At 66.1% G+C, this 12,283-nt stretch carries 9 protein-coding genes; 5 read left to right on the forward strand and 4 right to left on the reverse strand.

Features of this window, described 5'->3' with window-relative positions; all coding sequences use genetic code 11:
- Positions 1–49: 49 nt before the first annotated feature.
- Positions 50–1,429 carry an MFS transporter gene (locus tag B9C43_RS44335; RefSeq protein ID WP_084433363.1) on the reverse strand — a complete coding sequence of 460 codons (1,380 nt, stop codon included), beginning with the start codon at positions 1,427–1,429 and terminating at the stop codon, positions 50–52.
- 145 nt (positions 1,430–1,574) lie between these two features.
- Here B9C43_RS44335 and B9C43_RS44340 point away from each other — a divergent pair, with 145 nt between their 5' ends.
- Positions 1,575–3,359: a helix-turn-helix domain-containing protein gene (locus B9C43_RS44340; RefSeq protein ID WP_084433364.1), complete on the forward strand. Its 1,785-nt coding sequence runs from the start codon at positions 1,575–1,577 to the stop codon at positions 3,357–3,359.
- Between the two features lie 7 nt (positions 3,360–3,366).
- Here the strand turns inward: B9C43_RS44340 and B9C43_RS44345 are convergent, their stop codons facing one another.
- Positions 3,367–5,046 (reverse strand): long-chain fatty acid--CoA ligase, encoded by a 1,680-nt coding sequence (locus B9C43_RS44345; protein ID WP_235039214.1) that lies wholly within the window; start codon positions 5,044–5,046, stop codon positions 3,367–3,369.
- Positions 5,047–5,214: 168 nt separating this feature from the next.
- Positions 5,215–6,165, reverse strand: coding sequence for a sugar ABC transporter substrate-binding protein (locus B9C43_RS44350; protein ID WP_235039215.1), 951 nt, complete (start codon positions 6,163–6,165; stop codon positions 5,215–5,217).
- 300 nt (positions 6,166–6,465) lie between these two features.
- Between B9C43_RS44350 and B9C43_RS44355 the strand changes: the two genes are divergently transcribed.
- From B9C43_RS44355 to B9C43_RS44365, 3 genes are all read left to right on the forward strand, one after another.
- Complete coding sequence (locus B9C43_RS44355) at positions 6,466–7,698, forward strand: cytochrome P450 (RefSeq protein ID WP_143447030.1); 1,233 nt, start codon at positions 6,466–6,468, stop codon at positions 7,696–7,698.
- A 255-nt stretch (positions 7,699–7,953) separates the two neighbouring features.
- Positions 7,954–9,813 (forward strand): hypothetical protein, encoded by a 1,860-nt coding sequence (locus B9C43_RS44360; RefSeq protein ID WP_143447031.1) that lies wholly within the window; start codon positions 7,954–7,956, stop codon positions 9,811–9,813.
- Positions 9,810–10,307, forward strand: a complete 498-nt coding sequence (locus tag B9C43_RS44365; protein ID WP_084433368.1) for a pentapeptide repeat-containing protein — start codon at positions 9,810–9,812, stop codon at positions 10,305–10,307. Before B9C43_RS44360 ends, B9C43_RS44365 begins: the two co-directional genes overlap by 4 nt.
- A 19-nt stretch (positions 10,308–10,326) precedes the next feature.
- On the opposite strand, the gene B9C43_RS44370 is transcribed toward B9C43_RS44365, so the two are convergent.
- Positions 10,327–11,049, reverse strand: a complete 723-nt coding sequence (locus B9C43_RS44370; RefSeq protein WP_033383827.1) for an SAM-dependent methyltransferase — start codon at positions 11,047–11,049, stop codon at positions 10,327–10,329.
- Between the two features lie 225 nt (positions 11,050–11,274).
- Between B9C43_RS44370 and B9C43_RS44375 the strand changes: the two genes are divergently transcribed.
- Positions 11,275–12,270, forward strand: a complete 996-nt coding sequence (locus B9C43_RS44375) for a sigma-70 family RNA polymerase sigma factor (protein ID WP_235039216.1) — start codon at positions 11,275–11,277, stop codon at positions 12,268–12,270.
- Positions 12,271–12,283 lie beyond the last annotated feature (13 nt).

The following is a 12,283-nucleotide window of genomic DNA, read 5'->3' on the forward strand; positions in this document are numbered from 1 at the left end:
TGGTGTGCTGTTCACGCCAGCCTCTTCTCTGGATCTCGAAGGCACGAAGTCAGCGGTAGAGCTGCGTTCCCGGGATCGCTTGCGGATCCTCGCGGATCTCGGCGGTGTTGGTCTCAGGGAGGAACCACGCGCTGGCGAAGGTGATCAGCCCCATGGCCATGATGTAGATCGCGACCGGAATCGTGCTCCCGGTCTGCGCGATCAGTGCTGTCATGAGGAACGGCGTGCCACCGCTGACGATGATCGCGGACAGCTGGTAGGACAGCGATGCGCCCGAGTAGCGGACGTTGGGCGCGAAGAGCTCGCCGAGGAAGCTGGCGATCGGGCCGTAGGTGAGGCACTGGAAGGTGAAACCCACCACCACCGCGACGAAGATCAGCGGCAGCGACGCGGTGTCGACGAACTGGAAGTACGGGAAGGCCCAGACGGCAACGCCCAGACCACCGATGAGGATCAGCGGCCGGCGCCCCACCTTGTCGGACATGTGACCGGCCCAAGGGAGAACCACGAGCATGGCAACGGAGCTGAGCAGCACGACCGCGAGCAGCGGGTCACGGTCGAGTCCGAGCGAGGTGGTGCCGTAGTTCAACAGGCCGGAAATGCTGACGTAGAAAAGACTGTTGGTGGCTGAGAGGATCCCGCAGCCGAGCAGGATCGTGCCCCACTTGCTCCTGACGACGTTCACCAGCGGGGCCCGGACCACCGCGCGCTCCGGCCTCGACACCTCCCGCTGCAGCTCGCGAAACTCCGGCGTGTCCTCCACTTTGGACTGGATGTAGAGGACGACGAGGAACATCACGATGCTGACCAGGAAGGGGATCCGCCAGCCCCAGCTGAGGAAGGCGTCGTCGGGCATCAGGCCGCTGGCCGCGACGAAGATCAGGTTCGAGATGATCACGGCGACGAAAACGCTGGTCTGCCCGAAGGTTCCGGCGAAGCCGCGCCGCTTGGGACTGGCGGACTCGGTGAGCAGGAGCATGATGCCGCCCCACTGGCCGCCGGCCGCGAGCCCCTGCAGGAAACGCAGCGTCACCAACAGAATCGGGGCCAGCGCGCCCACGGCCGATGCGCTGGGCAGGCAGCCGATCAGGAAGGTGGCAGCACCCATGAGCGCCAGGCACGTGACGACGACCGGCTTGCGCCCGTATTTGTCACCGAAGTGCCCGGCGAGCACCCCGCCGATCGGACGCGCCACAAAGCCGGCCCAGAACGTGCTGAAGGCGAGCAGGGTTCCGGTCAGCGCCGAGGATTCCGGGAAGAACACCCGGGGGAACACCAGTGCGGCCGCGGTGCCGTAGAGGAAGAAGTCGTACCACTCGATCGAGCTGCCGATCAGCCCCACGGTCAGCAGCTTGCGGAAACCTCGACGTCGAGCCGGGGACACGGCGGCGCCGGACTGTTCGTCGGGTTGGGCGAGTGGGGTTGCCATACGTGCCGCCTTCGTCGATAGGACAGGCAAGTGATGACGGCCATGTTAGGGCGCAGTTACCCTGTGGCTGAGGTCTGCATCACACACGCCTCGCACCGATTCGGTGGGGCTTTCTCCCACCTGACGCTCCAGGAGGGATGGCACTGTGGCCAGTGACCCCGGAGGCGATGCAGAGTCGCACGCGCTCGTGCGCCGCCAGCGCGAACTGGCGTCGTTGTACGCGACAGCCAAGTCGCTCACCGCGCTGGGCGAGCTCGATGACGTACTGCAGTCGATCGTCCACCACGCCCACGATCTGATCGGCACGGACTTCGCGTACCTCTCGTTGGTCGCGGACGGCAGACTGTCGGCCAGAGCAACGGAGGGAACGATCTCCCCCGCTTTCCTCACCGCGTGCATACCGGCCAATGTGGGGCTTGGTGGCAAGGTGCTGGCCACCGGAAGCCCGCACTGGGTACGCGACTACACCGCCTCGACCCTCATCGACCACGATCCGGACTTCGACCGCCTGGCCGTCACCGAGGAACTGGTCGCGCTTCTCGGTGTGCCCCTGGTGATCCGAGGTGAAGTGGTGGGAGCCCTGTTCGCCGCGAACCGCTCGGAGCGTTCCTTCCACGCCGGTGAAATCGCGCTGCTGAGCGCGTTCGCCGATCACGCCGCGGTCGCCCTCGACAATGCCCGGCTTTACGAGGCGAGCCGGAATGCCCTGCGGGAGCTGCGGATCGCGTACCGGAAGATCGAGGAACACGTGGCGGTCGTGGAGCGAGCGCAAGCGATTCACGGAGCCCTGACCGGTGTTGTGCTGCATGGCGGGACACCGGACGATGTCGCGCAGCTTCTCGCCGATCAACTGGGCGGAAGGGTCACGCTGCTCGACCGGACCGGTACCATTCTCGTGCGCCGCGATTCAGCGTCGAGTCCATTTCGGACTCCTTCGGAATACGATCTGGCCGATACTGTAAGCAATGCACACCGCTCCGGCCGCTGCACGACCTCGGTCGACACCGTCGGAGTCACCCACAGTGTGGCTCCGATCCAGGCAGGCGACAGCTATCTCGGTGCTCTGGCGTGGAGCCGAAAGGCAACCGCCCATCACGGCGCCTCGGACGACATGGACCTGCGCACCCTTGAGCGAGCCACTCACATCCTGGGGTTGCTCATCCTCAAGGAGCGCGCCGTTGCCGAGGCAAGCGAGCGACTGAGCGGAGAACTCCTGACCGAGCTCATGGTCGGCAGCCCCGGGATCAGCCCCGCGCAGCGCGCCCGCACCCGCGCGCGCAACATCGACGCCGACCGCCTGGATCTGGTCCTCGTCGCGGACTCCCCCACGTTGTCGTCGACCGCTCTCGCGCGTCACCTGCACGACATCGCCCGAGACTGCTCCGGGCTGGCAGGTGAACATCTGGGCCGGGCCACGATGATCGTGCACAGCGTCGACGACGACCAGACCGTCGAGGAGGTCCATAGTCGACTGCGTCGCGCGCTGGGTGGCCCCGTCGCTGTCGTCGGGGAGCGGGCGGTCAATCACGACTGGTCACGCGCGTTCTCCCTGGCCAGTCGCTGCGGCGCTGTGATGCGAGCTATCGGGCACACCGATGTGGGCGCCACAACGGGTCGATACGCCCTCTACGCCATGATCTTCGACACCGAACGGGTCCGCGAACTCGACCGTTTCATCGCCGACTCCATAGGACCGCTCATTGACTATGACCAGCGCCGCGGTACTGACCTCGTCGAAACCCTCGGTGCCTACTACGTCCACCGCGCCAACGTCGCGGCGACCGCCCGGGCGTTGCACGTGCACGTCAACACGCTGCTCAAGCGACTGGACCGCGCCAGCGAAGTCCTCGGCTTCGACTGGCGCCATGAGAACGACCTGGAACTGCAACTCGGACTTCGGCTGTACCGGCTCAAAGCGGTCGCGCCGTGATCGCGACTCAGGCGATGCGCATCAAATCCCGCAGGGCGCTCTTCGACAGCTTGCCGGTGCCCGTCTTGGGCAGTGTGGACATGAAGACGAATTCGTCGGGCAGCCACCACTTGGCGACCATCGGCGTGATGTGCCGCAAGAGTTCTTCGGCCGTGGCGGCGCTGCCGTCGCGCAGGACGACGTAGGCGACAGGGCGCTCCATCCACCGCGGGTCCGGACGGGCGATCACGGCGACTTCGACGACATCGGGATGCGAGACGATGGCGGTCTCGAGCTCGACCGACGAGATCCACTCACCTCCGGACTTGATCAGGTCCTTCATCCGGTCCACGAGTCGCAGGTAGCCGTCGGCATCGATGGTGGCCAGGTCGCCGGTGCGCAGCCAGCCGTCGTCGGTGAAGCTCTCCCCCGCGTCCACCCGGAAGTAGCCACCCGCCACCCAAGGACCCGCGACCTGCAACTCACCGACAGCGTCGCCGTCGTGCGGCAACTGCCGGCCTGTCTCGACATCGACGATCCGCACGTTCACGAGCGGCAAGGGCTGGCCCTGGGCGGCCCGCACGGCCACCTGCTGCGCCGCGGTCGCGTCCCCGTGCTGGGTGCGGATCCCGCCGATGGTCCCGACAGGGCTGATCTCCGTCATCCCCCATGAATGGGTGATGGGTACGCCGAGCGCTGCGCGATAGGTCTCGGACAGCGCCGGGGCAATCGCAGAGCCGCCGCCGAGCAGGAACCGAGTGGCGCTCAAGTCGTAAGCCCCCAACTCGGGAACCAGGCTCGTCCACACCGTGGGAACGGCACCGGCGACAGTCACCCGCTCGTCCTGCATCAACCGCAGCAGGTGAGCCGGATCAGCGGATGCGCCAGGAAGGACCAATGAGGCACCCGCCATCATCGCGCCATAGGGAAGACCCCAAGCGTTTGCGTGGAACATGGGCACGATCGGCATCACCACGTCACTCTCGCTGAGGCCGATGAAACCGGCCGCGAGCGTTCCCAGGCAATGCAGGATCGTCGATCGGTGGCTGTAGAGCACGCCCTTGGGAGGTCCGGTCGTCCCGGACGTGTAGCACAGGCCAGAAGCCAGGTTCTCCTCCGCGAGCGTGAACGTGTCCTCGAACGAGCCCACGAACGGCTCGGCTCCGGCCATCAGCTCGTCGTAGTCCAAGATGCGGGGGTCTGGCGGGATCGCCGTGTCGGTGCCGTCCGGCAGCATTACCCAGTACCGCACCCGGGGCAGCCGGTCGACGCCCGGCCAGATCCGCGGGAGCAACCCACGATCAACGAATATGACGTCGTCCTCGGCATGGTTGACGATGTACTCAAGGTGCTCCGATGAGAGCCGGATGTTGATCGAGTGCAGCACCCGCTTGGTGGCCGGCACCGCGAAATACAGCTCGAGGTGGCGTCGGCTGTTGCTCGCGAACGTGGCGACACGGGCGCTGGCCGGGACGTCGAGGGAGTCCAGAACCGTTGCGAGGCGCCGGATGTGATCGGTCACCTCAGCGTACGTAAGCCGCTCGGCGCCAGCCGTCACAACGCGCTTGTGCGCATAGAGCCGCTCAGCACGCTCCACGATATGTGCGATGGTGAGCGGCCGCGGCTGCATCAGCCCGACCATGCTGTCGTCCGTCTCGAAATCCCGAGCGGCTCCGGTGACGATCGCGACGCGTGACTGATCAGGCATGGGTATTCGCTTTCGGTCGGCCACGAGTGTCTTCCTGCCCCAGTGACCCTAGGTGCGGTTCTGGACGGAAAAGAGGTACGAACCTCCCACTCGTTCACCGGCTTTGGCAGCGATTCCTCACACTCCGCGCTGGTTCGGGCCGACGTCAGTCCACTTCGGACCCGATCGTCAACTCGCCTCGTAGATCTCGCCGTTCAGAATCGTGCGCGTCGGCACCGTACGACCACGATGCATCTTGACCAGCAGGTCCACCACGCACCCCGCCAGGCGATGGGTGTCTTGGACGACAGTGGCGCGCAGCGGACTGTCCGCGGTGTCGATCAGCGCTTTCGCTTCCAGGACTCCGTCGACACCGATCACGACAGTGTCCCGGGTGACTGGGGAGGACCTCGACAGGGCGTCGACGGCGCCCAAAGCCATCTCGTCGTTGGTACAGAAGATCGCGTCGAGGCACTCGTGTGAGTCCATTTGCCTGACATGAGCGCGTACAGCGTCATATGCGCGAGAACGTACAAAACCGCATCGATCGTCGGTCGTGATCATCACGTCCGACAATTTCTTACGCAGGATTTTCTCGCATCGCTCCTGCCGGTTGCTGTGTTCGCTGCTGGCGATGATGAGGACACGCGGTCGCCGCTTTTCACGAAGGCGCCTTGCCAGCCACTGACCGGCCAGTTCACCGAGTTCGCCCGTGTCGTATCCGATGTACGCGCTGTTGTGCGGATAGTCGGCCGCCTTGTCGAAAGGTTCGATATCGGTGAAGACGACCGGTAACCGGGAATCGCGGCAGAACGCCAGCAGGTCGTCGCGCAGCCGCTGCACCTCGCCGGCGAAGATGATCCCACCCACGTACTCACGTCGCCTGTCCTGGAGTCTGCCCAGGTGGTGGGACTGCGCACTCGCGTCGTAGTCCCGGTCCGGCACCTTGAGCACAAGGTCGATGCCTTCGCTGTCGAGCTCGCTCTGCACGCGTTGAACGAAATCCGCGACGTAGTACTTCTGACTGAACGCCGACGTGAGCAGAAAGGCCCTTCTCGAACGTTTCCGCGCACGACGGATCATCGATAACGCGCCCCAGGAGAATGCCGCGACGCCACCGGTCGCAAGCGCGAACCACATCAGGACGGTTCCTTCAGGAACACCGGTTCGGAATATCCTCACGATGGCTGCCAGTATGACTCCGCTCGTCACCGACGTCACTATCGCGAACCGCACCGGCGTTCGATCACGGTCAAGCCACGCCATCGAAGTCCCCTCCTCAAGAACTGTCACGCGCGCCATCTTCCCGCAATATCAACTCCATCCCTTGGCGGTCCTCGGCGCACTCCCGGCGAACGTCGTTGTACGACTCAGATCTGACCTCGCAGTAGAATTACGTGAGCACGAAGCAGACGTGATTACTCCACCTGGAGTTCGGCAGTGGCTGACCTGGGACTACCCGTGCCGGAGACCGCTGATCTCGACGACCTGATGTGCGCGGAGGCTGTCGACCGGCCGTCTGACTTCTACCGGCGGATGCGCGACGTCCATCCGGTGTACTGGAACAAGCGCTGGAACGGCTGGGTCGTCACCGGATACGCGGAAGTGCTCACCGGTTTCCGTGATCATTCGAGACTGTCCTCCGATCGTTTCGCGGGACCGTTCGGCAAAGATCTCAAGACGTCGTCCGACCTGTTCAGCGTCCTGTCGAAGTTCTTCGTGTGGAAGGATCCGCCGGAGCACACCCATATGCGTGGCCTGGTGCAGAAGGCATTCACACCACGCAGCATCGAGCGGCTGCGGCCGCGTATCCGCCAGTTGACGCGGTCGCTGATCCCCGGCCTGCGTGACGAACCCAGCGCTGACTTCCTGGCTCGCTTCGCGTTCACGCTCCCCCTCGCCGTGATCGCGGAATACCTTGGAGTTCCCGCAGAGGAACGAGAGGTCGTCCGCAACTGCTCGCAGGAGCTGGCGGCCGTGATCTTCGGACAGCGCAACGATCCAGCGAGGATGAGCAACGGCGAGCGCGCGATGCACGACCTGGTCGAGCTCATCCGCCCACTCGTCCAACGCCGTCGCCGTGATCCCCGAGAAGACTTGATCACCGGCATGATTCACGCCGCCGGCCGCACCGAACCCCGCTCCGACAACGACATCGTCGCGCACGTGATCGCGGTGCTGTTCGCAGGCCATGAGACGACGACGAACCTGCTCGCCAACGGAATCGTCGCGTTCGACCAGTTTCCCGGCCAATGGCGGCTGCTGGGCGAACATCCGCAGCTCGCCCGCACAGCGCCGGACGAGATACTACGGTTCGACTGCCCGGTTCGCGCCCAGGCGCGATGGGCCAAACATCCGCTCGACCTCGGCGGCCGCCGGATCGCACAGGGCGACCGCGTCCTGCTCGTGCAGTACGGCGCCAATCGGGACCCCGCTTTCTTCGAGCATCCCGACCACGTGGACATCACCCGCTCACCAAACCGGCACTTGGCCTTCGGCCACGGAATACACACGTGCCTCGGCGCCGCACTCGCCCGTGTGGAAGCCGAGATCGCCTTCGAAGAACTGGCCCGCACGTTTCCCGAGTACACAGTGGACCACGAACTGCACTACCAGCCCACCGTGACCTCCCGCAGCCTCAGCCGGCTGCACGTGACCTTCCACGAAGCCTGAGCACTACGGCGAAAGTCTCTAAGGGCAGGAGTCAGGGGTGGCGATACGCGCCAAACCATCGCATGTCCGCGAGCGCATTGGCCCACTTTGCCATCATCCTTGCGGCCACCCATCGTGACCTGCCCATCACACAGGACAAACTGCTGTAGGTGGCCGACTGGTGACCTCTCACAGCGACGCCCACCAGGGCCGCCCTTTTGGGCCGTGTTTCGCCCACGCCCGCGATAACGCTGTGACACGTGGAATCGTGGGGCTGTGCCTGGACGGGAGCGGCAGGCCAAACGGTTGTCCCACGAGTCGGAGCCGGTGGGTGACTCCTCGGCCCCACCAGGGCCACGATTTGGTGCCGACCACATGCTGTGGCTGCAGCGCACGGCCGGAAACCGTGCTGTCGCGGCGCATCTGAGCGTGCAACGGTCAGCCGAGAGCGACCTGATCGACGAGCACACGAGCTGGGGCAACCTCGCCGAGGACGATCTCGGCAGAGCGCTGCTGGCCCGAGCGGTACGCGGGGAACACCAGTTTGTCCAGGCTGTACTCGGCGAACTGGGATGGCACAACCGCGACGACGTGTCCCTCGAGCTGATGCTGGCGGCGAGCAACGACCAGTTGGTGGCGATCGCCGGGTCGGAAAGCGGCAGGCGCTTGCTCGACCGGATGTACGACGAGCTGTCCGAGGGCAACCTGAGCGACGACGAGCGGACGCAGAGCGACCGGATTCTCCGGGTCAAGTCCCAGGGTGCGGATCCAGCTCAGGCACAGGAGCAGATGCTCAACGGCAAGGTCTTCCCGTTCCGGTCGTCCGGCATCACCGTGCTCGACGACGCGCCGATCATGGCCGAACGCCGGGACGGCGGTCAGGTCTGGGTCAAGCAACCCGTCCGGGTACTGGGCACGCGGATGTTCGCCGACGAGGTCTCGACGGTGCCGCGAGAGGCGTTCATCGGCGGTATAGTGCTGCCGGAGAACGAAATCGTCGGCGTGAAGTTCTACGACCTCGGCGGTGAGGTCGTCTACCGGCCCGCGCTGTTCCTCGTACAGGTCTCCCACCAGAACGACACCGAGACGCTGACCAAGATCGCCGAGATCGCCGGGATCGGGCTGACACTGGGCACGGGTGCCCTTGTCGGCCTTGGTGTCGAGGCGAGCATGGCGGCACGCGTGCTGCTGTGGGCCGACCGAGCCGCGTTCGTGCTCGGCACGATCACGACAGTGATCAACGAGCACCGTGGCGAGATCATCGAGCGCTTCGGCGACTCCGGCCGGGAATTCCTGCGTTACGTCGACATCGTGCACAGCGCGACGGCGATGTACGGTTTCGCGCGCCTGGCGATCAGCATGGGGCAGATCGTCAACGGTTTCCGCACGTCGTACACGAACTGGCGGGCGGCGGTGCGTTCGGTCGAGAGCGAACTGGACGACGGCGAGCGCGTGGTGGTCCAGCAGATCACCCAGCAGACAGACGAGGTACTGCAGAACGCCGACGACGTCAGCTCTGCCGCACCGCGCCAGTTGCCCGCGGGCGAGCCGACCACGATTCCGCCGGAACGCCAGCTGGGCCCGGGCCGACCGCCCACCGCACGTGAGCGTCTTGAGGCCAACCGGGCCGCACGGGCCGAACAGGCCAGGCAGGCCGAGATCCAGGAAGGCATCGCCAGGGTCGATCGGGAGCTGGCGGCAGGCACCCATCGCCGCCGGATCAGCCAGGACGACCTGGACTGGCTGAACGCGAACCCGCGGCACAAGGAGATCGCCTACGACCCCGACATCGGCACGTACCGGGTGTCCGAGGCGCGCCAGGCGATCGCCGCGGAGGAATCCGGCGTGCTGACCGGTCCGGTCTCCCGGTCGACGGCACCCGGCACGGATGTGCTGGACGGCGCCGGCGTAGCGTGGAGCGTCAAGGGAATCGGGCCGAGCTCGACGGTCGACTCGACGGCGAACCTGATCGCCGGTGAGGCGCTGGCCGGACGGCCCTGTCTCGGCGACCTGCGGGGAATGAGCATGAGGGATCAAGCGGCGGTGCGGACACTGGTCACCCAGCAGCTGGGGACACGGACGCACGCCGAGATCCGGTTCCTTCCGCCGGGAGTGGAACGGATCCGCGCACAATGATCGAACGTGAACTCGCCGAGCACGCGGCTTGGCTCGACGACCCGGCCGCCGGCCGTCCGCTCCGGCTGAGCGATGTCGACCTGTCCGGGGCGGATCTCTCGGACGCCAACCTGTCCCAGGCCGAGCTGTCCAATGTGGAGCTGACGGGGGCCGTGCTGCGCGGCGTCACCCTGTTCGAGGCGACGTTGTCCGGCTGCCGTCTCGACCGCGCCATCCTGACCGGCGCCGACCTCGCCGGCGCCCGGCTGTTCGACTGTGACCTGACCGCGGCCGATCTGAGCGAGGCCGTCCTCGTCAAAGCCGAACTCTGGCGGTGTGATCTGACTGGTGCGTCGCTGAAAGACGCCCGTGCGCAGCGTGTCTCCATCGGCCGCGGCTCATTCGCCGACGTCGATGTCAGCGGAGCCGACCTGAGCCACGCGGTCATCCGGTCCGCTGAGCTCACCGGAACCGATCTGACGGGGGCGACCACCACGGACATCTACGTCGAGTGAATCTCCGGTTGCTGGGCGATCAGTGCGCCAAGACCAGGTAGGCGAAGCCGAGAACACCTCGGTAGTCCTGAATGTACTGACGTTCGCGGGTGTCGAGCCATTCGCCCACTTCCCCAGCCCGTGGATCGGAGCCGTTGGCCAGCAACCATTCCTGCCAGCCGGCCCGTGACGAGGACTCGAACTCGTCCCACTCCCTCTGGTCCGCGGTGCTCAGGTGGAGGACCCGCCAGCCCGCCGAGCGACTGCTGTCCACCAGTTCGGGCAGCGTGAGGATCTGGTCACCGAAGATCTCCACAGCGGCAGGCTTGGGCGATGCCTGCCAGAAGCCATCGCCGAACAACGCTCGTCCACCAGACGGCACAAGTGACGCCAAGGCCTCCAGCGCAGCCCGGGTACCGCCGAACGCATGCGAGGAACCGATACACAGGGCACGCTCGGCAGTCCCGGACCAGGTCGAGACGTCAGCCTGGACGAGCTCGATCCGTTCTGCCAGGCCACGCTCCCGCGCCAGCAGCCGTCCACGCTCCAACGCCACTGGGTCGGTATCCACGCCCAAGCCCCGTACGCCGTGCGTCCGCTCCGCCGCACGCATCAGCAGCTCGCCCCACCCGCTACCCAGATCGACCACCTGCGCACCGGCGTCAAGGTGCAGCCGATCCAGCAGCACATCGGCATGGGCCACCGACAGTGGCGTGTTCCATCGCATGCGGGCACGCCGCAGCACAGCAAGATCGTCATCCATCCCGACAACCATCACCCATCAGGCACTCCCTGTCACACGAATTAGCATCCCGCCTCACCCGTGTCCGCCCGTTGACGTGCCGACCCGTGACGGGCATCACATCACGGTCGCCGCCGGGTGCGACGGGTTTTCCTGCCTCGGCTGGTCTTGATCTCGACCGAATCAGACCACCACGCCGCAGCGGTGGCAGCCGGGATGCGTCCGATCAGCTGACCGCTGTCCACCGTGAACGTCACCGAATCCACTGGAGACGCGATGCCGTCGGATGCCGAATTCGCCGCACTGACTGAGCCGTTGCGACCGGAGCTGCTCGCGCACTGCTACCGGATTCTCGGCTCGATCCACGATGCCGAGGATCTGGTGCAGGACACCTACTTGCGAGCATGGCGTGCGTTCGACCGGTTCGAAGGCCGCTCCTCGGTACGGCGATGGCTGTACAAGATCGCCACCATGGCTTGCCTGACGGCATTGGAAAGGCGCTCCCGGCGGCCACTTCCCTCCGGGTTGGGTGCCCCTTCGGACGATCACCGGGTGGCTGTGGCGCCCGGTGAACCGACGGTGCCGTGGCTCCAGCCGGCGCCCGACAGGCTGTTGGGGGCCGACGATCCGGCGACCATCGTGGCCGGCAGAACTGGAGTGCGGCTCGCCTTCATCGCAGCCCTTCAGTTGCTGCCTGCCCGGCAGCGGGCCGTGCTGACGTTGCGCGATGTGCTGGCGTTCCAGACCTCCGAGGTCGCCGAGATGCTGGACACGACGAGCGCCGCTGTCGACAGCGCACTGCGCCGGGCCCGCACCCGGCTGGCTGAGGCCGGACCCGTCGAGGACGAACTGGCCGAGCCGGACGGGGAAACCCAGCGGACGCTGCTCGACGGCTACGTCGACGCGTTCACCCACGCCGATCCCGACGCGCTGGTGGGCTTGTTGCGGGCCGATGCCGAGTTGGAGATGCCGCCGATCCCGACCTGGTTCACCGGCAGGCAGGCCGTGGTCGGTTTCCTGGCCAGCCGCGTGCTGCGCAGCAAGGACCAGTGGCGGTTGGTGCCCACGCGTGCCAACAGCCAGCCCGCCTTCGTCGCCTACGAGCGCACACCCGATGGGCGATACGAGGCCCACGGCATCGAGGTCCTGACCCTGGTGGGCGACCGGATCGCCCGGATCACCGCGTTCCACGACCCGAGCCTGGTGCCGGCATTCGGTGTCGCGCCCGTACTCGCGAGCTGATCACCGTCCACTT

It is taken from the genome of Kibdelosporangium aridum (assembly GCF_900176515.1).
Classification (GTDB): domain Bacteria; phylum Actinomycetota; class Actinomycetes; order Mycobacteriales; family Pseudonocardiaceae; genus Kibdelosporangium; species Kibdelosporangium aridum.